Raw genomic sequence first — 21,370 nt, 5'->3', positions numbered from 1 at the left:
GTCTTCGCAGGCTGCGCCCGGTTTCCTTCGATTGTGCGCACCGCCTCGACGTGACGTTCCGGTCGGCGCAGAGTGCATGCTTCGCGCATACACGTGTGTAAGCGTACTACTGCGGGCCTACCTGCACAAATACAGTCTCCGGGACGCGCGCACAGAAGGAGCCGAGGATGGCACATTCGATCGAGATCCTGCCCGATCCCGAGACCGAGGCCGCCGTTCGTGCGCAGTGGGACGCGCTCGAAGCCGCCGGATTGCCGAGCGCGGGCCGGGTGCGGGCCCGGACCAATCGGCCGCACTGCACCCTGCTCGCCGGCACTGCGATCTCGCCCGCCGCCGATTCCGCCCTGGCCTCCACGGCCCAGCGACTGCCCTTCGAGTTCCGAGTCGGCGGCGCGGTCGTGTTCGCCGCCGGCCGCAAGTACACACTGGCCCGCGCGGTGGTGCCGTCGTCGGAACTGCTCACCGTCCATGCGACGATCGTCCGGCTCACCCGCGAACGGGTCACCGAGCTCGCGCAGCACAGCCTGCCCGGACAGTGGACGCCGCACGTGACGCTCGGGCTGCGACTGACTGCCGACGAGCTCGCGGCCGCGCTGCAACTGCTGTCGTGGCCGACCGTCGTAGGACGGGCGTCGGCCATCCGCAGGTGGGACGGCGACGCGAAGGTCGACGTGGTGATTCCCGGCCGAGGCTGCTGAGGTCGACGTGTGCTCCGCGTTCAGTGACCGGCATGCGGTCACTAGGCTCGGAGCCAACGCCATGCCACGAGAGGACCATCTCCATGACTTCCCGACCGCCTCGCGTCCTCGGTGAGATCGACTCGGCCGTCAGCGAACGAGCGAACCGGACATGGTGGGACGGCGAAGCCGACGAGTACCACGAGGAGCACGGCCACTTCATCGGCGGCGACACACCGGGAGGCGAGTTCGTCTGGGGCCCCGAGCGCTACCGGGAGTCGGAGGCCCGGCTTCTCGGCGACGTCGCCGGCCGCGACGTGCTCGAGGTCGGATGCGGCTCGGCGCCGTGCGCGAGATGGCTGAAAACCCAGGGCGCCAACGTGATCGGTCTCGACGTGTCGATCGGCATGCTGCGGCACGGCCTGGAGTCGATGCAGCGCGACGACGCACCGGTTCCCCTCGTCCAGGCCGGCGCCGAGCACCTCCCCTTCGCCGACGAGTCGTTCGACAAAGCCTGCTCGTCGTTCGGCGCCGTCCCGTTCGTCGCCGACTCGGCCCGCATGATGCGCGAGGTCGCGCGGGTGCTGCGCCCCGGCGGCCGATGGGTGTTCGCCACCAACCATCCGATTCGCTGGATGTTCCTCGACGACCCCGGACCCGAAGGTCTCGTGGTTCGTATGTCGTACTTCTCGCGAACCCCATACTCGGAGACCGGCGACGACGGCGAAGTCACGTACGTCGAACACCACCGGACGATCGGTGATCGCGTTCGCGAGATCGTCGCCGCGGGTTTACTGCTGGAGGACATCGTCGAGCCGGAGTGGCCCGACGACCTCGAGGACGAGTGGGGCCAGTGGTCGCCGCTGCGGGGCTCCTACTTCCCGGGCACCGCCATCTTCGTCTGCCGCAAGCCCGAATGAGGCGCGCAGAGCCGTCGAGTCTCGACGGCGCGACCGTCCGCCGTCTCGGGTCTCCCGCCGACCGAGCGAACCCAACCCTCCCGCCGACGAGCGAACCCGGCCCTCCCGCTGGTTGAGCGAGCGGAGCGAGTCGAAACCACCCAGACCACCCTCCCGCGTGCACCAATGGATTTCGACTCACTGCGCGCACGCAACCCGCTGACGGTCACCCAGCGTCAAGCTCGACGCGGCGACTTCGACGATCTGCCCGGAGCCGGCGAACCTCTCGATCTGTCAGACCACGACGACCCGGATTGGTGGATCAAGCGCTACTTGAAGCGAGAGCGGCTCGTCTCACTGCCGCCGTCCCTCCAATTGCGGAAGGACGACGCCGAACTCGACGCCGAACTCGATGCGATGTCCAGCGAGCGGGCCGCGCGCCGCGAGGTGGAGGATTTCAACACCCGGGCGGTCAACGCCCGGTATCAGACCCCGGAAGGGCCGCCACTGATCACGATGCCGCGCGACGTCGAGGCGACAATCGGCGCGTGGGCCGCCCGCCGGGCGGCTCGAGCCGAGCAGGCTCGCACGCACGCTGAGATCGCGACCGACTCCGCTCCGGGCACGAGACGTGGCGGCGCGGCGTAGCCTGGGCTCATGTGCCGCAACATCACCGAACTGCGCGGCCTTGAGCCGGCAGCGACTGACGAAGAGATCCGGGCAGCCGCGCTGCAGTACGTGCGGAAGGTCTCCGGAATCCGCAAAGTCACCGACGCCAACCACGACGCGATCGAGACGGCGGTAGACGCCGTGACCGCGGCGACCGTCGAACTCCTCGACGCACTTCCGGCCCGCAGGCAGCCTCCGCGAACCGTCCCGCCGCTGCGGCGTCCCGAAGTACGAGCACGAATCGCGGCGCGCGAGGCGCGCCGACCGATTCAGTCCTCCTGATCGATCTCCGCCAATACCTTGCGCAATCGACTCCGATCGGAGGACGAGAGCCGACGGAACAACGCCGACTCGACCACGTCCAGGCCCCTGTCGGCCTCACCGAGCCGCTCGGTGCCGGCAGGGGTGATCGTGACGATCTGCCGACGCCGATCCTTCGGGTCCGGGGAACGCGCGGCCAGCCCCTCCTTCACCAAGCCGTCGATGTACGGAACGAGATCGGGCGGGTCGACGCGCACCGCCTCGGCGAGCTGCCGCTGATAGAGCCCCTCGCCGTCGACGAGCACCGCGAGGATCGCGTGTTGATGCGGCAGGAGCCCGTGCCGTCTCAGCTCCGCCGCATACGCCCGGCGCACCCCGATCGCCGCCTTCACCAACTGGAAGCCGAGCCGTGCGCTCAGTGAATCGCCGAGAAGATCTTCTGACGGCGCCTTACCTGTCATCCCGTCAGCCTATCGAGTGCGGCAACTCTCACCGATTTCGTTATGAATCATAATTGTTGGTTGACCCATTCATTATTGCGGTCTACCTTCAGACGCGAGAACACGTTCCCCAAGCGAAGGACTCTCGAATGATTCAAGAACTCTCGTACGTCGGCTTCGGCTCACCGCGCTCGTCGGACTGGGCGACCTACGGACCCGAGATCGTCGGCGCGATGATTCACAGCCGAACGTCCGACGGTACGGTCCGGCTCGCTGTCGACGACGTCGACTTCCGCATCTGCATCCACCCCGGCGCGACCGACGAACTCCGATACACCGGCTGGGGCTTGGCCAACGAGACCGATCTGCACGCGTTCGCCGAGCATCTCGCGCGCCGCGGATTGAGCCTGGAGTGGGCCGACGCACCGGTCGTGCGCGACCGCGGCGTCGCCGAACTGGCCTGGTTCACCGACCCGTGGGGACTTCGCCACGAACTGTCCTGGGGCAAGGGCGCCACCCCCAACTCGTTCCGCGCGGGACGGACCATGCGCGGCGGGTTCGTGACGGGCGATCAGGGGCTGGGACACATCGTCTACCAGGTACCGGACCTCGCGGAAGCCGACGAGTTCTATTCCGGGGTACTCGGATTCCGGCTCTCCGACCGAATCGTGTCGGATCACTTCGACGTGCGGTTCTACCACGTCAACGGCCGCCACCACTCGCTGGCGCTCGCGGAGGCGCCCGGCCACATCGGCGTGAACCACCTGATGCTGGAATACCAGCACATGGACGATCTCGGCCGCGCGATCGACCTGGTCGAGAAGCATCGCGTCCCGGTGATGCAGACGCTCGGCCGGCACTCGAACGACCTCATGACATCGACCTATGTCGGGACGCCGTCGGGGTTTCAGCTGGAGCTCGGCTACGGGGGTCTGGTGGTCGACGACCTGAGCTGGATCGCCCGCACCTACCGCAAGCCGAGCTTCTGGGGCCACCGCTTCACCGAGGCGGCCCGGACCGATCCGCCCGGGATCCTCACGCCGATCGCCACCGTGTGAGCGGGCCCGCTACAGCAGCTTGGAGAGGAACTCCTGGGTTCGCGCCTGCTGCGGGTTCGACAGCAGCTCACGGGGATCCCCGCGTTCGACCACCACTCCACCGTCCATGAAGACCAACTGGTCGGCCACCTCGCGGGCGAAGCCCATTTCGTGGGTGACCACCACCATCGTCATCCCCTCCGCGGCGAGGGTCCGCATGACCGCCAGCACGTCGCCGACGAGTTCCGGGTCGAGAGCCGAAGTCGGCTCGTCGAAGAGCATCAGCTTCGGATCCATGGCGAGCGCGCGGGCGATGGCGACGCGCTGCTGCTGTCCGCCCGAGAGCTGGGCCGGGTAGGCGTCGGCCTTGGCCCGCAGGCCCACCTGGCTCAGCAGGTCCAGAGCACGCTCGGTGGCCTCGCTCTTGGACTTCCCGCCGACCAGGACCGGAGCCTCGATGATGTTCTCCAGCGCGGTCCGGTGCGGAAACAAGTTGAAATGCTGAAACACCATCCCGATGTCGCGGCGCTGCCTGGCCGCCTCGCGCGGGCTGAGCTCGTAGAGTCGGCCGCCGCGCTCTCGATAACCGATCAGTTCGCCGTCCACCTCCAGACGTCCGGCGTTGACCTTCTCGAGGTGATTGACGCACCGCAGAAAGGTGGACTTCCCCGAGCCCGAGGGGCCGATCAGACATGCGACCTCGCCGGGTTGCACCTCGATGGACACACCCTTCAGCACCTGAAGGGCACCGAAGTTCTTGCATACGCGGTCGGCCAGCACCATCGGCCGGCCGCCGTCGGACGAAACACCGGTGTCCGTCACTTGCCCTCCTCCACGACCGTCTTGTTGGCGGCGGCGAGCGCCTGCAGCTGGCCCTCCGACAGCTCGCGCGAGGCACCCTTCTCGTAGTGCTTCTCGACGAAGTGCTGCCCGATCATCAGCACCGAGGTGACGACCAGATACCACGTCGACGCCACGAGCAGCATCGGGATCGGCTGGAAGTTGACGCCCGAGATATCCCGTTGGCGGCCGTACAGTTCGAGGCTGAAAGGCACCGCGGCCACGAGGCTGGTGGTCTTGAGCATGCTGATGACCTCGTTGCCGGTGGGCGGGATGATCACCCGCATCGCCTGTGGCAGCACGATTCGCCGCATCGTCTGCCACCACGACATGCCCAGCGCCACCGACGCCTCCATCTGTCCTTCGCCCACGGAGGAGATGCCGGCGCGGACGATCTCCGCCATATACGCGGCCTCATTGAGGGCGAGCCCGATCACGGCGATCAGGAAGACGTACTTGAGGCTGAAGGCCTGGATGTCGATTTCGAACGCGGTCGGGCCGAAGGGTATGCCGACCCGGACGGTCTTGTAGAGCGAACCGACGAGCCCCCACAGGACCAGCTGAACGAAGATCGGAGTGCCACGGAATACCCACAGGTACACCCAGGCCACGGAACTGAGCACCTTGTTCTGCGACATCCGCATCACCGCCAGGATCACGCCGAGGATCACCCCGATGATCATCGCGAGGACGGTCAGCGCCAGCGTGTATCCGACACCCGACAGGATGCGTTCTTCGAACAGGTACTTGCCGTAGGTGGACCAGTGGTAGGCGGGATTGGTGGCCGCGCCGTACACGAAGAGCCCGACCAGCCCGAGAATGATCACAGCGGCGATCCACTGTCCGGGATGCCGGAGGGGGACGGCCTTGATCGGTGCGGGGGTCTCCGCCGTGTCGCCGGCCCGGATGTCACTTGCCGTCATCGGTTCAGCCCTTCGCTCCGTTGATCTCGGATCGCTGAATCATTCCTGCTTCCACTCCCCAATGTGTGGCGATCTTCTCGTACTGACCGTTGTCGATGAGGTACTGCAGGGCTGCCTGCAGAGCGGGTCCGAGCGCAGAGCCCTTGACGATCGGCCACCCGTACGGCGCCGCGTCGTACAGCGGCCCCACTTCCTCGAGCTGACCGTCGGTCTTCTTGATCGCGTACGCGGTCACCGGAGAATCGGCCGAGAACGCGTCGATCTGGCCCAGGAGCAAGGCGTTCACCACCTGATCCTGGGTTTCGAACTTGACTTTGATGATCGGGTCCTTGCCCGCCTTCTCGCATGCGGCGCTCTTGGCGGGGACCTCATCGGTGTCTTCGACCGTGGTGCTCTGCACTCCGACGCGGAGGCCGCAGGCGTTGTCCGGGTCGATCCCCCTGCCCACCTTCTGCGCCCATTTGATTCCGGCGCTGAAGTAGTCGACGAAGTCGACCTCCTTCTGCCTCTCCAGCGAGTCGGTGAACGACGACATCCCCAGATCGAACGTGCCGCCCTGCATCGCGGGGATGATCTTGTCGAAGTCGGACTCGCTGTACTCGGCCCGCAGCCCGAGGACGCCGGCCACGGCGTTCATCAGGTCGACGTCGAATCCGATGATGTGACCTTCTCGGTCCTTGAACTCGTTCGGCTGGTACGGCGGGTTGGTACCCACACGCAGCACTCCGGATTCTCGAATGCTCGCGGGCAGCATCGCGGCGATCTCGGGCTGCTTCTCCACCTTCACCGTTATCGGCTTGGTGTCGAGCGCCGACTCGTCGACCACGCAGCCCGACAGCACGGGAACTGCGAGCGCCGCGGCCGCCACACCGGCCAGCACCCGCACGCGCAGCGATCGCACTCGCATCGGCACCTCTCCGTCGTGACCGGGGATCGGTGTGATCCCCCGGAGTCTATGAGTATGACGGGTTCGCCGGCCGCCGCGGCCGACCGGGGCGAGATTCAGCCGACCTGCGCCGCGACCGCCGCCCCGAACTCCGAGGTCGACGCACCGCCGCCCAGGTCGGCCGTGGCGATCCCCTCACCGAGCACATGGGCCACCGCGCCGTCGATCGCATCGGCCGCTGCCGACAGTCGGCTGTCGCCCGAACGCGCAGCATGCCAGCGCAGCAGCATGGCGCCCGAACCGATCATGGCGACCGGATCGGCGATGCCGCGGCCGGCGATGTCCGGTGCGGCGCCGTGCACCGCCTGCGCCATGGCGCGCGTGTCCGAGGCGTTGATCGACGGGGCCAGGCCGAGGGAACCGGATAGTTCAGCCGCCAGGTCCGACAGGATGTCGCCGAACAGGTTCTCGGTGACGATCACATCGAAGTCAGCCGGGCGACGCACCAGCAGCGCCGCCATCGCGTCGACGTGCTGCTCGTCCACCCGGACGTCCGGGTAACGCTCGGCGACCGCGAGGCATTCGTCCCGGAACAGTCCCGTCGTCAGTCGCAGCACGTTGGCCTTGTGCACCACGGTGACGTGCCCGCGCCGCCGCCGTGCCGCTTCGAAAGCCTCGACCGCGATGCGTTCGGACGCCGCGCGGGTGACCACGCCCACCGCGAGCGCGACGTCCGGCGTCGGCATGAACTCGCCGCTGCCGATCGTCATGTTCCGGTCCGCGTACAGTCCCTCGCTGTTCTCCCGGACCACCAGGACATCGATGTCGGGCGCGGTCGCCGTCACACCGGAGACAGCCCGGGCGGGCCGCAGGTTCGCGTACAGACCGAACTGCTTGCGCAACACCGCGCCCGGCGGCGGATACCGCACTTCGGCCGGGTACGAGGCGCTGTCATGCGGTCCGACCACCCAGAGATCGAACTTCTCCAGCGCGTCGAGCGTGCTCGCGGGCACGGGCGCGCCGTCGGACTCGACGGCGGCGGCACCGAACGGCAGCGCGGTGGTCTCCACCGTCAGCCCCTGTGCCGCGAGGGCCCGGGTCGCGACGTCCACGGCCACCGGGACCACCTCGGGTCCGATTCCGTCGCCCTCGAGGACTGCGAGGCGGAGCGTGTCTGTCATTCGCGGGTTCCTGTTCATCGGGACTGTCTCTGTAAGAGAAGGTCCCATACTTCGGCTGACCGTCGCCACGTTGTCGCGGAGTCACCGCGGCTGGTGTTCGTCTCGATGCGCTCCGTCGCTTCGCTCCTGCGCTTACTCGACAACCCTGTTCGGGTCAGTGCGCGGCGTCGTCCCAACTCCGGCCGTAGCCGACCGAGACCTCCAGTGGAACCGAGAGCTTGATCGCTCCGCCCATCTCGGCGCGGACCACCGCCTCCACCGTCTCCCGCTCGCCCCGGGCTACCTCGATCACCAGTTCGTCGTGCACCTGCAGCAGCATCCGCGACGACAGCTTCTCGGCCCGCAACCGGTTCTGCACGTTGATCATCGCCACCTTGATGATGTCGGCGGCGGTGCCCTGAATGGGGGCGTTGAGCGCCATCCGCTCGGCGGCCTGACGACGCTGGAAGTTGTCGGAGTTGAGGTCGGGCAGATACCGGCGCCGGCCGAACAGGGTGGCCGTGTACTCGTTCCGGCGCGCCTCCTCGACGACGCGGTGAAGATAGTCGCGGACGCCGCCGAAGCGATCGAAGTACTGCTCCATCTGCTGCTTCGCCTCTTCGCGGCTGATCCCGAGCTGAGCGGCCAGACCGTATGCCGACAACCCGTAGGCCAGGCCGTACGACATCGCCTTGACCCGTGAACGCATCTGCGGGTCCACCTGGTCCACCGGAACCCCGAAGGCACGCGAACCGACGAAGTTGTGCAGGTCCTCACCGGTGTTGAAGGCCTCGATCAGTCCCTCGTCCTCCGAGAGGTGCGCCATGATCCGCATCTCGATCTGCGAGTAATCGGCCGTCATCAGGCTCTCGAACTCCACGGGCGCGGCCCCGATCGGCACCGGGCCCGGCGCCACCACGAAGGCATGCCGGATCTGGCGGCCCGCATCGGTGCGCACCGGGATGTTCTGCAGGTTCGGGTCCGTCGAGGACAGCCGACCCGTCGCCGCCACGGTCTGATTGAACGTGGTGTGGATGCGCTGATCGTCCGCGACGGTCTTCTGGAGGCCCTCCACCGTCACCCGCAGCCGGGTGGCGTCGCGATGCTCGAGCAGATGCTTCAGGAACGGATGCTCGGTCTTCTCGTACAACGACGTGAGAGCGTCCGCGTCGGTGGTGTAGCCGGTCTTGGTCTTCTTCGTCTTCGGCATGTCGAGCTTGTCGAAGAGGATCGCCTGCAGCTGTTTGGGCGACCCGAGGTTCACCTGCTCGCCGATCACCTCGTACGCCGCCTCGGCCGCGTCGCGCACCCGCTGCGCGAACCCGCGCTCGAGCGCGTCCAGGTGTTCGACGTCGACGGCGATGCCCGCGCACTCCAGTTCGGCGAGAACGAACGCGAGCGGAAGTTCCATCTCTCGCAGCAGCGCCGAGCCCTCGATCCGCTCCAGTTCCGTGTCCAGCGTGTCGGCGAGTTCGGCGACAGCCTGGGCCGACAGCATCAGTTGATCTGCCGCGCGCTGCGCGTCGGCGTCGTCGTCGAGCAGCGAGAGCTGACCGTCGTCGGTCTGGGCGTCGTCCGCCTTGAGCTCGCGTCGCAGGTACCGGAGCACGAGGTCGTCGAGGTTGAAGGTCCGCTGTCCCGGCCGCACCAGATACGCGGCGAGAGCGGTGTCGGAGGTGACTCCGGCCAGCGTCCACCCGCGTCCGCGGAGCGCGTGCAGGGCCCGCTTCACCTCGTGCACGGCCTTGGGCCGGGTCTCGTCGGCCAGCCAATCCGCCAGCGCCGCATCGTCGTCCACACTCAGCGAGGTGGGATCGATGAACGCGGCCTCTCCGTCGGACCCGGCGATAGCGAGCGACTCGACGTCGCTGCCGACCACCGCGCGCCGACCGGTCACCGCGAGTCCGCTGCGCCCCGACGCGGTGTGTTCGGCCAGCCACCCGGCCACCTCACCCGAGCCCAGTCGCGTCCCCCGCAGGTCGAAGCCCGACTCCGCCTCGGGCTCAACCGAGGTCAGGGTGGAGAACAGCCGGTCGCGCAAGACCTTGAACTCGAGATCGTCGAAGAGCCGGTGGATCCGGTCCCGGTCCCAGCCGTGCAGGGCCAGGTCGTCGGGGCCGGCGGGCAACTCCATGTCGCGGACCAGTTCGGTCAGCCTGCGGTTCATGATGACGCCGGCCAGATTGGCGCGCAGTGAATCACCCACCTTGCCCCGCACCTCATCGGCCCGGTTCACCAGTTCCTCGAACGAGCCGTATTCGCGGATCCATTTGGCCGCCGTCTTCTCCCCGACCCCCGGGATGCCCGGGAGGTTGTCGCTGGGGTCGCCTCGGAGCGCGGCGAAGTCCGGATACTGCGACGGCGTGAGGCCGTACTTCTTCTCCACCTCTTCGGGGGTGAAACGGGTGAGCTCCGACACCCCGCGCTTCGGATACAGCACGGTGATGTTCTCGTTGACCAGCTGCAGTGAGTCGCGGTCGCCGGTGACGACGAGGACCCGGTACCCCTGGCGGTCGGCGGCCGTCGCGAGCGTGGCGATGATGTCGTCGGCCTCGTACCCCTCGATCGCCATCACCGGGATGCCCATCGCGTCGAGGACGTCCTTGGTGAGGTCGACCTGGCCCCGGAATTCGTCGGGCGACGAACTCCGCTGCGCCTTGTACTCGGGGAACATCTCCGACCGGAAGGTCTGCCGGGAGACGTCGAACGCGGCGGCGATGTGGCTCGGCTCCTCGTCGCGCAGCAGATTGATCAGCATCGACGTGAAGCCGTAGACCGCGTTGGTGCTCTGGCCGGTGTTCGTCTTGAAGTTCTCGGCGGGCAACGCGAAGAACGCCCGGTAGGCCAGCGAGTGACCGTCCAGAAGCATCAGCGTCGGCCTGCCGCCCGCCTTGCCCGCGGCTCTGGTCCCCGCACCCGACTTGTTCGTTGTCTGCGCTGCACTCACGCAGACGAGTCTAGGGCGTGGGTCGGACAGTCGCGGCAGCCCGCTACGACCGCGGCTGGTCGGTCCCGTCGCCGAGCGTGTCGACCACGATCTCGGCGACGGCTTTCATCGTGGCGCGCTTGTCCATCGCGTTCCGCTGAATCCAGCGGAAGGCCTCCGGCTCGGTCATTCCCTGCTTGTCCATGAGCAGACCCTTCGCCCGCTCGATGAGTTTCCGGGCCTCGAAACGGCCTGACATGTCGGCGATCTCAGCCTCGAGCACCTTGAGCTCACGATACCGGCTGAGCGCCACCTCGATCGCGGGGACGAGGTCGGCCTGGTTGAACGGCTTGACCAGGTACGCCATCGCGCCGGCGTCGCGGGCACGTTCGACGAACTCACGCTGGCTGAACGCCGTCAGCATGACGACGGGTGCGATCCTCTTGCGCGCGATCTCGCTGGCCGCGTCGATGCCGTCGCGGACCGGCATCTTCACATCCATGATGACGACGTCGGGACGGAGCTGCTCGGCCAGATCGACGGCGACCTGACCGTTCGGGGCCTCCCCGACGACGTCGTATCCCTCGTCGCGCAGCATCTCGATCAGATCCATGCGGATCAGCGAATCATCCTCGGCGACAACGACTCTGCTCGCCGGCTTGTCGGGGTCGTTCATCGCTTCGCTCCGATCGCTGACGGCGGTCACGCATCTGCGCCGAACGCAGAATCCATACGTGCCCCGGGCCGGACTCGAACCGGCACCTCGTTAGAGACCGCATTTTGAGTGCGGCGCGTCTGCCAATTTCGCCACCGGGGCCGGTGGTGGTGCGAGATGCAAGTGTACTCATGCTCTGGTCCGGATCGCGCATCCGCCCCATGCCGCGGCGCGGTGGCGGGCGACGCGCCCCACACGACTCTTCCCTTTCCTTCACCTCCGACTTATTGTTACCTGAGAGTCAGGTCACAGAACGATGAAGGCGTGTCCGGTTCGACTCTGCTTGCTCGGGGAGGAAACACCAGGTGAAGTCATCACTACGCGGCCGGATCGTGACCGCTGCCCTCGCACTGCTCATCGCCCTGCCGCTGGTGGCGCTGCCGATAGGCACCGGCCCGTCGGACGCCGCGGTCTTCGGGACGCTCGGCGCCCGATGGACACGCACGCAGGACGGCCCCCAGAAGTACTCGGGGTACCGAGTGACCCCGGACGTGCCGATCCGCATGTCGGACGGGACGGTGCTGCGGGGCAACCTGATCCGTCCCACGGACCGGTCCGGCGCGCCGGTGCGAGAGAAGCTGCCGACCATCGTCAACATGACGCCCTACACCAAGATGGTGTCGGCGCTCGCGAGCGAGGTGATGAACTATCCGGTCCTGGCCCCGCAGCTGATCGACCTGCTGAACGGGATCAATCTCCAGGGCACGGTGCTGTCGGGATACAACGAACTGGTCGGCGCGCTGCGCGGCGGCCTGATCCAGACCTTCTCGTACGATCCCAAGCTCATCAAGAGCGGCTACAACATGCTCGTCGTAGACGTGCGCGGCACCGGCTTCTCGCAGGGCACCTGGCAGGTCTTCGGCGATCGCGAGCGCCGCGACACCGTCGAGGTGCTGGACTGGGCGTCCAAGCAGCGATGGTCGAACGGGAAGACCGGCATGGCCGGGGTCTCGTACTCGGGGATCAACCAGTTGCAGGCCGCCGCCGACGCGCCGGGCAAGCTGGGCGCGATCTTCCCCGTCGTCCCCGGTGCGGATCTGGTGCGTGACATCATCGCGCCCGGCGGCGGTCTGGGCGTCGGATTCCTGAGCTTCTGGCTGGCGATCGTGAACGGGACCAAGATGATTCCCAACATCGCCTCGATGCTGAACGGAACCTTCGACTGGAAGTGGCTCGCCGACCGCGTCAAGGACCCGCTGACGTACTTCGACCTGCTGATCGACGCGCTCGTGACGCGTGACGTCAACGGCTTCAGCCCCCAGACGCGCAGCATGATGACGGCCGGTACAGCTCGGCGCGACTCGCTGTACACGGATGTCGGCGCGATCACGACGCCCTCCTTCACGATCGGCGGGTGGAACGACCTGTTCACCAACTCCGAATCCCGGATGCTCCGGGGCCTCTCGCAACTGCCGGATGCGAAGAAGAAGCTCATCATGGACGACGGCTACCACGTGACGTCGAGTTCGAACTTCGGCCGGCCCGGATACCCACCGCGCCTCGACGTCCTCGCGCGAGCCTGGTACGACAAGTGGCTCAAGGGCATCGACAACGGCATCGACCGGTACCCCCAGGCCACCTTGGCGTCGGAACCGAACGGCGGGTTCCTGCAGGGCCCGTCGTTCCCGCTGCCCGGACACACGTACCAGCGCCAATACCTGCGCGGCACACCGTCGCATTCGGTGAACACACCGGTCGCAGGCGACGGGTCACTCAGTGCGAGCAGGCCCGCGAAGCGCGCCACGCGCGAGGTCAAGCCCGGACTCTCGACACTCTGCGACCGCGACTCCGCTCAGTCGACCGCCGGCGTGACCGCACTGTTCGACTTCTGCGGCAACGACACCCGGCTCTCGGAGACGGCGGCGCAGACCTTCACCGGCCGGCCCGCGACCGCTCTGACCCGGATCAGCGGCACCCCCGTCGTCCATCTGCGGCAACGGCTGAACGCGCCCGACGGCTACTGGCACGCGACGCTCAACGTCGTCTCCCCCGACGGCCGGTCACGCGTGGTGTCCATGGGACAGCTGATGGTGTCGTTGCGCGCGGTGGACCCGAGCCGAAGCGGATACGCACCGAACGGAGACCTCACCGACCCGGTCCTGTACCTCTCGCTCGACCACTACGCCAAGGTCCGGCCGGGCCAGATCCTCGACGTCGACATCCCGATGTCGGCGACGCAGGCCGCGCTGAAGCCCGGAGATCGACTGCGGGTGGACCTCTACTCGCTCAACTTCCCGAAGTCGCTGCCGCTCGGCCCGGGTCTGTGGTCGTCGCAGCTGCGGCCGCAGTACATCGAGATCGATCCGGCGAAGCCCAGCTGGGTCAACGTCCCGCTCTCGCGTCCCCTCGGCTGAGCTCGCCGTGCGGCCGGCAGTGGAGATCGCGGTGCAGGATGCCGAGGGCGCCGCGACGGCACGGGCGAACGGCGCCGATCGCGTCGAACTGTGCACGGCGCTGGGAGTCACCGGCGGACTGACGCCGTCCGCGGGACTTCTCGACGCGGTGTGTGCGGTCGGGATCGACGTGCACGCCCTGATCCGCACCCGGCCGGGAGGATTCGTCTACTCGGACGCCGAAGTCGATGTCCTCGCGGCCGGCGTGGCCGCAGCCGTCCGGCTCGGTGCGCGAGGCGTCGTGATCGGCGCGCTGCACGCCGACGGGACGGTCGACGCCGGCGCGACCGGACGACTCCTCGCGGCGGCGCGTGACGCCGAGCAGCGGGCCGGCCGGCGCATCGACGTGACTTTCCACCGCGCCATCGACGCCGCCGCCGATCCGATCGCGGCCCTCACCGTGCTCGCCGGTCTCGGCGTCGATCGCGTCCTCACCTCGGGAGGTGCTGCTCGCGCCGGCGACGGACTCGATGTGCTGCGTGCGCTCGTGGCCGCCGACACCGGTGTCGAAGTGATGGCGGGCGGGGGCGTCACGGCGGAGGCCTTCCCTGCCATCCGGGGCACCGGCGTGCACGCGGTGCACCTGTCCGCGAAACGCTCGGTGCGGGATCGGGGCGTCGCCGGCCCGGGTGGAGGTGCCGCGTCGGATCTGGAGATGACCGACGCCGGTCTGGTGCGAGCGGCTACGAGAGCAGCGCACCGTCCTTGAGTGCCTCCTCCGACACGAGAGTGCGGTACAGCCTCCCGATCTCGACCGTGTAGAGCGAGGCGACCCGGACGTCGCGGATCTCGAATCCGGCAAGGCAGATACCGCTCGGGAGTGCGCGGAATCGGTCGAGCGTCGACTGGCCGTAGCGTTCGCCCGACTGAGCATCGAAGATCTGCACGAGGGAGCCGAAGCCCACGGCGGGGAGCCGCGGCATGTTCCGCGTGGTGCAGTCCACCTCGACGGCACCGGTGGCGGTGTAGCGCGAACTCGACACCACGCCCGAGCCGATGGCGAGTGCGGCGAAGGCGATCAGCACCACTGCGGCGACGGCGCTGCCCACGCGGATGCCGATCTTCCATCGGCGCTGCCACCGTTTGGGCGACAGCGGCGGGCCCGGCGGCAGGAAGAAGCGCAATTCGGACGGAGCCTGCCCGCCGGACGGAAGGGCGGGCTCCGGATTCGGGATGCTCTCGGTCATTCTCGGGCCTCAGTCGCGCGGCGGGAAGTACTTGATGAGCGCCTCCTGCACCACAGAGGTCGCGAGCGTGCCGTCGCGCTTGAAGAATCGGCCCGAGCCCAGCCCGCGCGAGCCGGCCGCGACCGGGGACTCCGTCGCGTACAGCATCCACTCGTCGAACCGGAAGTCGTGATGGAACCACATCGAATGGTTGACGGTCGCCGCGAACAGCCGGTCGTGTCCCCACGACAGTCCGTGGGTGGTGATGATCGAGTCGAGGACCGTGGTGTCCGACGAGTACGCCATCGTCGCGACATGCATGAGCGGATCGTCCGGCAGCACACCGTCGGCCTTCATCCAGGCGCGGTTGTGGGTCAGCTTCTCGCCGGTCCCCTTCATCACCCAGGCCGGATCGTTGGCGAACCGGATGTCCACCGGGTGCAGTGCGTTCACGAACGCCTCGATGGTCTCTTCGTACCCCTTGAAATGCTCGTCGAGCGGCGGCAACTCCTCCGGATACGGCACTTCGGGGATCTCCACGGCGTGCTCGAGACCCGCGGAGTTGTCCTGGAAGGCCACCAGCATCGTGAAGACCACCTCGTCACCCTGCTTGGCAGTCACCTGCCGGTTCGCGAAGGCCCGTCCGTCGCGGTAACGGTCGACGTGATACTCGATCGGCTCGGTGACGTCGCCACCGCGGATGAAGTGCGCATGCAGTGCGTGGACCGGCGGCGCACCCTTCACCAGGGTCCGGCCGGCCGCCACCACGCCCTGCCCGAGCAACTGCCCGCCGAAGGTGCGGGCCATCACTTGATCGCCGTGCTGCCCGATGAACAGGTCGTCGTCGACGCGCTCCAGATCGAGGAGTTCGAGCAGCTCGGCCAGATCGGCGGACGTCGTCGCCGCAGCGTCGGTGTTCGGGTTGGTCATGCCACAACCCTATGCCAGCAATGCGGGCCGCCCGCCGCCCCGTCGACTCGACGGGCGGCGCCGCACCGCTGGTCGCGGATCAGTGGTCCTGCTCGCCGATGCGATGGACGTGGACGAAGTTGGTCGACCCGATCACCGAAGCCGGAGCTCCGGCGATGATGACGACCGTGTCGCCCTTCTTGAGCCGCCCGTTCTCGGTGAGGACGTCGTCGACCTGGTCGATCATGTCGTCGGTGTGCTGCATCCGCGGCACGAGGTACGAGTCGACGCCCCAGCTGACCGCCATCTGATTGTGCGTGGCCTCGGTCGCGGTGAACGCGATCAGCGGAACCCGCGAGTGCAGTCGCGCCACCCGGCGGACGGTGTCACCCGACTCGGTGAAAGCGATGATGGCGGTGGCGTTGAGTCGCTCCGCGATGTCGCGAGCCGCATAGGTGACGATGCCGCGGCGGGTGCGCGGGACGTGCTTGAGCGGCGGGACGTCGCGCGTGCCGCCCTCGACCGCCGACACGATGCGGCTCATGGTGCGCACCGTCTCGAAGGGGTACTTGCCGACCGAGGTCTCGCCGGAGAGCATCACGGCGTCCGCGCCGTCCAACACGGCATTGGCCACATCCGAGGCCTCGGCACGCGTGGGCCGGGAGTTCTCGATCATCGAGTCGAGCATCTGCGTCGCGACGATCACCGGCTTCGCGTTCTCACGCGCCATCTGGATGGCCCGCTTCTGCACCAGAGGCACCTCCTCCAGCGGCATCTCGACGCCCAGGTCGCCGCGGGCGACCATGATCGCGTCGAACGCCAGCACCACGGCCTCGAGGTTCTCGATGGCTTCGGGCTTCTCCAGCTTGGCGACCACTGGAACGCGACGGCCGACGCGGTCCATGACCTCGCGCACCAACTCGATGTCAGCGGGGCTGCGCACGAAGGACAGGGCGATCAGGTCGACGCCGAGTTCCAGGGCGAACTCCAGATCGGCGATGTCCTTCTCCGACAGGGCGGGCACCGAGATCTTCATGCCCGGCATCGACAGGCCCTTGTTGTTACTGACGGTGCCGCCCTCGGTGACGGTGCACACGACGTCGTTCCCGTCGACCCGGTCGACCACCAGGCCGACCTTCCCGTCGTCCACCAGCAGACGGTCTCCCGGCTCGGCGTCCTGGGCGAGCTGGGAGTACGTGGTCGACACCCGATCGTGGTCGCCGATCACGTCGTCGACGGTGATCCGCACCTGCTCGCCGTCGTTCCAGTCCACGGCGCCGTTGGGCCGGCCGTTGTCGGCGAACTTGCCGAGCCGGATCTTGGGGCCCTGCAGATCCGCCAGGATGCCGACGGGCTTACCGGTGGCGAGGCTCGCTCCGCGAACGTTGTCGTAGACGCTGCGGTGGTCGGCGTGCGCGCCGTGGCTGAAGTTCAGTCGGGCGACATCCATGCCGCACTCGACGAGTTCGGTGATGCGTTCGAGGGTATTGGTGGCGGGGCCGAGGGTACAGACGATTTTTGTTCGACGAGTCACCCCTTAAGGCTAGCGGTCGCGCCACAGCGTGTCGCCTCGGTCTCAGCCGGACACCGGTGACGACCGACTCACTTGTCCTTCGAGGTGTCGGGACCGCTCCGTTCGTCGCCTTCGGCCGGTCGTTCCCCGTCGGTCTCGACGGTCTCGTCGGCTGTGTCATCGGCGGTCTGATCGACCTCTTCGGGCGCCTCGGGGGCCTCAGTGACCCGGCGGGCCTCGGGTGCGTCGGGCTCGGGTGCGTCGTCACTGCGGCGGATCTCGATGGACCCCGCCGAACCGCCCGGATTCTGCTCGATGATCGTGATGCCCGAGAGCTCCTCGTCGTCCGCGGGAACGATCGTGTACCCCTGCTCCACAGTCGATTCGGCGATCGACGGTTCGACGCCCGGGACCACCGTGCCCTCCGGCTGGGACCCGGCGGCATCGGTCTCGGCGGCATCGGTCTCGGCGGCACCGGTCTCGGCGGCATCGGTCTCGGTCTCATCGGTCTCGTCCGCGCCGACAGCAGCCTCCGCGGAGTCCGCCTCCGGAGCGAAGAGAGCGTCGGAGGTGGCCGCCACCTCGAACTCCGGTTCAGCGGCCTCCGGAACCTCCGATGCGGCCTCGTCGTGAGTCCCGGCCTCGGCGTCATAGTCCGCCGGGCCCTCGTCGACCACCTCGTCCTCGTAGACCGCCTGATCGTCATAGAGCGTCTCGTCGTCGACGGCCTCGTCATGGAGCGTCTCGTCATCGTAGACCGCCCGATCCTCGTCGGCCGCCTCGTCGTCCATCTCGGGCGGCACGTATCCGACGGCGCCCTCGGCCGCGAGTTCCTCCGCCTTGCGCGGCCAGTACATCGACAGACCCTGCTCGCGGCCCTTGGGCGCCATGACGAAGTAGAGGGCCGCGCACAGGAACACGATCGCCGCGGTGAAGACGTTCACGCGGACGCCGAAGATGTGCGTGGCGTAGTCGTCGCGCATCAGCTCGACGACGAACCGGCCGACGCAGTAGCCCGCGACGTACAGCGCGAAGAGCCGGCCGTGCCCGATGCGGAACCGCCGGTCGACGAGCACCAGCACGACCACGAAGAAGACATTCCACAGGAGTTCGTACAGGAAGGTCGGATGCACCACCGCGTACACGTTCCCGGTGGAGACGCCGTCGATCAGCTTGTACGAGATCACTCCGCTGGAGTCGGAGCGGTCGTAGATCCCCAGGCCCCACGGCACGGTGGTGGGCCGACCGAACAGCTCCTGGTTGAAGTAGTTGCCGAGCCGGCCGATGGCCTGCGCCAGCAGGATCGCCGGCGCGATCGCGTCCCCGAACGGCGGAAGCCTGATACCCATGGTCCGGGCTCCGAGCCATGCACCGACAGCGCCGAGCGCGACCGCGCCCCAGATGCCGAGGCCGCCGTCCCAGATGCGGAAGACCGCACCGAGGCCTTTTCCTCCGGCGCCGAAATACGTGCTCCAGTCGGTGAGCACGTGATACAGCCGGCCGCCGATCAGCCCGAAGGGCACCGCCCACAGTGCGACGTCGACCACCTCACCGGGCTGACCGCCGCGGGCCCGCCAGCGGCGACTGCCCCACCAGACCGCGACGACGATGCCGACGATGATGAACAGGGCGTAAGCGCGGATCGGCACGGGGCCGAGGTACCACACCCCCTGCGGCGGGCTCGGAATGTAAGCGAGGACGGTTCCGTCAGTCACGGGTGCCACAGTATCGTGCAACCGTCTCACCGTCTGTGACCGCCTGGGCTCGACGCCCGTGGACGCGCTCCGAGTCGGTCAGCTTCGGGCGCGGCGGACGCCCGCGGCCAGATCCGACACCACTGCGGCGACGGCGTCCTGGCCCTTCTCCACGGCCGCGACGATGGCCGAGCCGACGATCACGCCGTCGGCGTAGGCCCCGATCTCCGCTGCCTGATCGCCGTCGCGGACGCCGAGTCCGACACCGATCGGGATGTCGGAGTACTCGCGGACCCGCGCGCACAGTTCGGGCGCCGCATTGGAGACCGTGTCGCGTGCGCCGGTGACGCCCATGGTCGAGGCCGCGTAGACGAAGCCGCGGCAGTTGTCGAGCGTCATCGCCAGACGCTCGGGAGTGGACGACGGCGCCACCAGGTAGATCCGGTCGAGATCGTGTGCGTCCGACGCCGCGTGCCATTCGGCCCCCTCGTCGGGGATGAGGTTCGGCGTGATCAGTCCGACGCCGCCCGCAGCGGCGAGATCGCGGGCGAAGGCGTCGACGCCGTACTTGAGGACCAGGTTCCAGTAGGTCATGACCACGGGCTGTGCGCCGGCCGAGGCGACGGTCTCGGCGGCGGCGAAGACGTCGCGGACACGGCAGCCGTTCTCCAGTGCCTTCTGTGCCGCCTGCGCGACGGTCGGGCCGTCCATGACCGGGTCGGAGTACGGGATGCCGATCTCCACGATGTCGCATCCGGCCTCGACCATGGTCCGCAACGTCGTCAACGAGTCGGCCACGGTCGGGTAGCCGACCGGCGTGTAGCCGATCAGCGCCGGACGGTTGTCCGCCTTGCACGCCGCGAACGTGGCTCCCAGCCGGGAGTCGGGGGCGGGCTTGCTCATCGAGCGTTCTCCTTTGCGGCTGCGGCGAGGCGGGCGGCGTACTCGGTCTCCGACGGCGGCTTCTCGAAGAGATCGAACCAGCGGGCCGCTGTCTCCACGTCCTTGTCGCCGCGGCCCGAGAGGCTCACGATGATGACCGCGCCTTCACCGAGTTCCCGGCCGAGGCGGAGAGCACCGGCGACGGCGTGGGCAGACTCGATGGCCGGGATGATGCCCTCTTTGCGCGAGAGCAGTGCGAGCGCCTCCATGGCCTCATCGTCGTTGATCGGCCGGTACTCGGCCCGTCCGATCTGCTGCAGATGCGCGTGCTCCGGCCCGACGCCGGGGTAGTCGAGTCCCGCCGAGATGGAGTGGGACTCGATGGTCTGCCCGTCCTCGTCCTGCAGGAGGTACGAGTAGGCGCCCTGGAAGGCGCCGGGAGATCCGCCCGCGAAGGTCGCGGCGTGCCGTCCGGTCTCGACGCCGTCGCCGCCGGCCTCGAATCCGACCATGCGGACGCCCTCGTCGTCGATGAACGGATGGAACATGCCGATCGCGTTCGATCCACCGCCGACGCAGGCGGTGACCGCGTCGGGCAGGCGCCCGATCTTCTCAAGGATCTGCACCCGCGACTCCAGGCCGATGATCCGCTGGAGGTCGCGGACGATCATCGGGAACGGATGCGGGCCGGCGGCCGTGCCGAAGCAGTAGTACGTGGTGTCGGCATTGGTCACCCAGTCGCGCAAGGCCTCGTTGATCGCGTCCTTCAGCGTCGCCGAACCGGTCTCGACGGCGACCACGGTGGCGCCGAGAAGACGCATGCGGGCGACGTTGAGTCCCTGCCGCTCGGTGTCGACGCGTCCCATGTAGACCAGGCATTCCAGGCCGAGCAGGGCGCAGGCCGTCGCTGTCGCCACTCCGTGCTGGCCGGCGCCGGTCTCGGCGATGACGCGGGTCTTGCCCATCTTCTTCGCCAGGAGCGCCTGGCCGAGGACGTTGTTGATCTTGTGCGAGCCGGTGTGGTTCAGATCCTCCCGCTTGAGGAACAGACGTGCGCCGCCCGCGTCCTCACGCAGCCGCTCGGCCTCGTACAGCGGTGACGGACGACCGGTGTAGTCGCGTTGCAGCCGGTCGAGTTCGTTGAGGAAGTCGGTGTCGACGCGCAGCTTCTCGTAGGTCGCGGTGACCTCCTCGATCACCGCCATCAGCGCCTCGGGGACGTGGCGTCCGCCGAAGTCGCCCCAGTGGCCTCGATCGTCGGGGCCGATCGGGTGGACGTCGGAGACGCCGTCGCTGGCCTTGGGGAACGCCGTGCCAGTCGACATGCGCTGGGCGGCTTCGGGATTGTCTGTCACGTCTTCAGTATCCTCATCGTTCGAT

At 68.0% G+C, this 21,370-nt stretch carries 20 protein-coding genes and 1 tRNA gene; 7 read left to right on the top strand and 14 right to left on the bottom strand.

The genetic code is table 11. From position 1 onward, the window contains the following. Positions 1-167: 167 nt before the first annotated feature. The 4 genes from Y710_RS14225 to Y710_RS14210 all read left to right on the top strand — a co-directional run bounded on the left by Y710_RS14225 (position 168) and on the right by Y710_RS14210 (position 2,527). On the top strand, positions 168-698 hold the full coding sequence (locus Y710_RS14225) for a 2'-5' RNA ligase family protein (RefSeq protein WP_006895415.1): 531 nt from the start codon (positions 168-170) through the stop codon (positions 696-698). 83 nt (positions 699-781) lie between these two features. Then, positions 782-1,597 carry a class I SAM-dependent methyltransferase gene (locus Y710_RS14220; RefSeq protein ID WP_006895414.1) on the top strand — a complete coding sequence of 272 codons (816 nt, stop codon included), beginning with the start codon at positions 782-784 and terminating at the stop codon, positions 1,595-1,597. Between the two features lie 165 nt (positions 1,598-1,762). After that, complete coding sequence (locus tag Y710_RS14215; protein ID WP_062367741.1) at positions 1,763-2,224, top strand: DnaJ family domain-containing protein; 462 nt, start codon at positions 1,763-1,765, stop codon at positions 2,222-2,224. A gap of 9 nt (positions 2,225-2,233) precedes the next feature. Continuing rightward, complete coding sequence (locus tag Y710_RS14210) at positions 2,234-2,527, top strand: DUF2277 domain-containing protein (RefSeq protein ID WP_006895412.1); 294 nt, start codon at positions 2,234-2,236, stop codon at positions 2,525-2,527. On the opposite strand, the gene Y710_RS14205 is transcribed toward Y710_RS14210, so the two are convergent. After that, positions 2,515-2,967, bottom strand: coding sequence for a MarR family winged helix-turn-helix transcriptional regulator (locus Y710_RS14205; protein WP_062367740.1), 453 nt, complete (start codon positions 2,965-2,967; stop codon positions 2,515-2,517). The two genes, Y710_RS14210 and Y710_RS14205, sit on opposite strands and share 13 nt — an antisense overlap. Before the next feature lie 128 nt (positions 2,968-3,095). Here Y710_RS14205 and Y710_RS14200 point away from each other — a divergent pair, with 128 nt between their 5' ends. Then, positions 3,096-4,004 carry a VOC family protein gene (locus tag Y710_RS14200; RefSeq protein ID WP_082781329.1) on the top strand — a complete coding sequence of 303 codons (909 nt, stop codon included), beginning with the start codon at positions 3,096-3,098 and terminating at the stop codon, positions 4,002-4,004. Between the two features lie 9 nt (positions 4,005-4,013). Here Y710_RS14200 and Y710_RS14195 read toward each other — a convergent pair whose 3' ends face one another. The 7 genes from Y710_RS14195 to Y710_RS14165 form a co-directional block, all read right to left on the bottom strand. Beyond that, on the bottom strand, positions 4,014-4,766 hold the full coding sequence (locus tag Y710_RS14195; RefSeq protein ID WP_006895409.1) for an amino acid ABC transporter ATP-binding protein: 753 nt from the start codon (positions 4,764-4,766) through the stop codon (positions 4,014-4,016). 35 nt (positions 4,767-4,801) lie between these two features. Beyond that, positions 4,802-5,746 carry an amino acid ABC transporter permease gene (locus Y710_RS14190; RefSeq protein ID WP_062367739.1) on the bottom strand — a complete coding sequence of 315 codons (945 nt, stop codon included), beginning with the start codon at positions 5,744-5,746 and terminating at the stop codon, positions 4,802-4,804. Positions 5,747-5,750: 4 nt separating this feature from the next. After that, the gene (locus Y710_RS14185; protein ID WP_045536784.1) at positions 5,751-6,653 is read right to left on the bottom strand and encodes an ABC transporter substrate-binding protein; all 903 of its coding nucleotides are present in this window, start codon (positions 6,651-6,653) and stop codon (positions 5,751-5,753) included. 95 nt (positions 6,654-6,748) lie between these two features. Continuing rightward, a complete protein-coding gene (locus Y710_RS14180) occupies positions 6,749-7,813 on the bottom strand; it encodes an isocitrate/isopropylmalate dehydrogenase family protein (RefSeq protein WP_062367738.1) in 1,065 nt (354 codons plus the stop codon). A gap of 154 nt (positions 7,814-7,967) precedes the next feature. After that, positions 7,968-10,661 carry a DNA polymerase I gene (polA, locus tag Y710_RS14175; RefSeq protein WP_231875750.1) on the bottom strand — a complete coding sequence of 898 codons (2,694 nt, stop codon included), beginning with the start codon at positions 10,659-10,661 and terminating at the stop codon, positions 7,968-7,970. Positions 10,662-10,782: 121 nt separating this feature from the next. Continuing rightward, the gene (locus Y710_RS14170; protein ID WP_006895403.1) at positions 10,783-11,394 is read right to left on the bottom strand and encodes an ANTAR domain-containing response regulator; all 612 of its coding nucleotides are present in this window, start codon (positions 11,392-11,394) and stop codon (positions 10,783-10,785) included. A gap of 59 nt (positions 11,395-11,453) precedes the next feature. Continuing rightward, a tRNA-Leu gene (locus Y710_RS14165) sits at positions 11,454-11,535 on the bottom strand. 203 nt (positions 11,536-11,738) lie between these two features. On the opposite strand from Y710_RS14165, the gene Y710_RS14160 reads away from it, so the two are divergent. Continuing rightward, entirely contained in the window at positions 11,739-13,787 is a 2,049-nt protein-coding gene (locus Y710_RS14160; protein ID WP_045536777.1) for a CocE/NonD family hydrolase, read from the top strand. 7 nt (positions 13,788-13,794) lie between these two features. Further along, positions 13,795-14,535, top strand: a complete 741-nt coding sequence (locus Y710_RS14155) for a copper homeostasis protein CutC (RefSeq protein WP_062367736.1) — start codon at positions 13,795-13,797, stop codon at positions 14,533-14,535. Here the strand turns inward: Y710_RS14155 and Y710_RS14150 are convergent. From Y710_RS14150 to trpB, 6 genes are all read right to left on the bottom strand, one after another. Next, positions 14,510-15,013 (bottom strand): hypothetical protein, encoded by a 504-nt coding sequence (locus Y710_RS14150; protein ID WP_045538804.1) that lies wholly within the window; start codon positions 15,011-15,013, stop codon positions 14,510-14,512. The genes Y710_RS14155 and Y710_RS14150 overlap by 26 nt on opposite strands. 9 nt (positions 15,014-15,022) lie before the next feature. Continuing rightward, positions 15,023-15,922: an acyl-CoA thioesterase gene (locus Y710_RS14145; RefSeq protein WP_045538805.1), complete on the bottom strand. Its 900-nt coding sequence runs from the start codon at positions 15,920-15,922 to the stop codon at positions 15,023-15,025. A 79-nt stretch (positions 15,923-16,001) separates the two neighbouring features. Further along, positions 16,002-17,435, bottom strand: coding sequence for a pyruvate kinase (pyk, locus tag Y710_RS14140; RefSeq protein WP_045538806.1), 1,434 nt, complete (start codon positions 17,433-17,435; stop codon positions 16,002-16,004). Between the two features lie 68 nt (positions 17,436-17,503). Continuing rightward, positions 17,504-19,129, bottom strand: coding sequence for a prolipoprotein diacylglyceryl transferase (gene lgt / locus Y710_RS14135; RefSeq protein WP_062367735.1), 1,626 nt, complete (start codon positions 19,127-19,129; stop codon positions 17,504-17,506). Between the two features lie 78 nt (positions 19,130-19,207). Next, positions 19,208-20,011, bottom strand: a complete 804-nt coding sequence (trpA, locus tag Y710_RS14130; RefSeq protein WP_006895391.1) for a tryptophan synthase subunit alpha — start codon at positions 20,009-20,011, stop codon at positions 19,208-19,210. Further along, positions 20,008-21,345 carry a tryptophan synthase subunit beta gene (gene trpB / locus Y710_RS14125; RefSeq protein ID WP_006895390.1) on the bottom strand — a complete coding sequence of 446 codons (1,338 nt, stop codon included), beginning with the start codon at positions 21,343-21,345 and terminating at the stop codon, positions 20,008-20,010. Before trpB ends, trpA begins: the two co-directional genes overlap by 4 nt. Positions 21,346-21,370: the final 25 nt, after the last annotated feature.

This window comes from Gordonia sp. QH-12, assembly GCF_001578675.1.
Taxonomy (GTDB): domain Bacteria; phylum Actinomycetota; class Actinomycetes; order Mycobacteriales; family Mycobacteriaceae; genus Gordonia; species Gordonia sihwensis.
The sequence above is the reverse complement of the archived record's forward strand: the minus strand, read 5'-3'. Positions and strand labels throughout refer to the sequence as shown.

What these genes read in the sequence shown, in the direction of transcription:
- Y710_RS14225 (WP_006895415.1), top strand. Translation starts at nt 168, where the DNA reads ATGGCACATTCGATCGAGATCCTGCCCGATCCCGAGACCGAGGCCGCC.
- Y710_RS14220 (WP_006895414.1), top strand. Translation starts at nt 782, where the DNA reads ATGACTTCCCGACCGCCTCGCGTCCTCGGTGAGATCGACTCGGCCGTC.
- Y710_RS14215 (WP_062367741.1), top strand. Translation starts at nt 1,763, where the DNA reads ATGGATTTCGACTCACTGCGCGCACGCAACCCGCTGACGGTCACCCAG.
- Y710_RS14210 (WP_006895412.1), top strand. Translation starts at nt 2,234, where the DNA reads ATGTGCCGCAACATCACCGAACTGCGCGGCCTTGAGCCGGCAGCGACT.
- Y710_RS14205 (WP_062367740.1), bottom strand. Translation starts at nt 2,967, where the DNA reads ATGACAGGTAAGGCGCCGTCAGAAGATCTTCTCGGCGATTCACTGAGC.
- Y710_RS14200 (WP_082781329.1), top strand. Translation starts at nt 3,096, where the DNA reads ATGATTCAAGAACTCTCGTACGTCGGCTTCGGCTCACCGCGCTCGTCG.
- Y710_RS14195 (WP_006895409.1), bottom strand. Translation starts at nt 4,766, where the DNA reads ATGGTGCTGGCCGACCGCGTATGCAAGAACTTCGGTGCCCTTCAGGTG.
- Y710_RS14190 (WP_062367739.1), bottom strand. Translation starts at nt 5,746, where the DNA reads ATGACGGCAAGTGACATCCGGGCCGGCGACACGGCGGAGACCCCCGCA.
- Y710_RS14185 (WP_045536784.1), bottom strand. Translation starts at nt 6,653, where the DNA reads ATGCGAGTGCGATCGCTGCGCGTGCGGGTGCTGGCCGGTGTGGCGGCC.
- Y710_RS14180 (WP_062367738.1), bottom strand. Translation starts at nt 7,813, where the DNA reads ATGACAGACACGCTCCGCCTCGCAGTCCTCGAGGGCGACGGAATCGGA.
- polA (WP_231875750.1), bottom strand. Translation starts at nt 10,661, where the DNA reads ATGCTTCTGGACGGTCACTCGCTGGCCTACCGGGCGTTCTTCGCGTTG.
- Y710_RS14170 (WP_006895403.1), bottom strand. Translation starts at nt 11,394, where the DNA reads ATGAACGACCCCGACAAGCCGGCGAGCAGAGTCGTTGTCGCCGAGGAT.
- Y710_RS14150 (WP_045538804.1), bottom strand. Translation starts at nt 15,013, where the DNA reads ATGACCGAGAGCATCCCGAATCCGGAGCCCGCCCTTCCGTCCGGCGGG.
- Y710_RS14145 (WP_045538805.1), bottom strand. Translation starts at nt 15,922, where the DNA reads ATGACCAACCCGAACACCGACGCTGCGGCGACGACGTCCGCCGATCTG.
- trpA (WP_006895391.1), bottom strand. Translation starts at nt 20,011, where the DNA reads ATGAGCAAGCCCGCCCCCGACTCCCGGCTGGGAGCCACGTTCGCGGCG.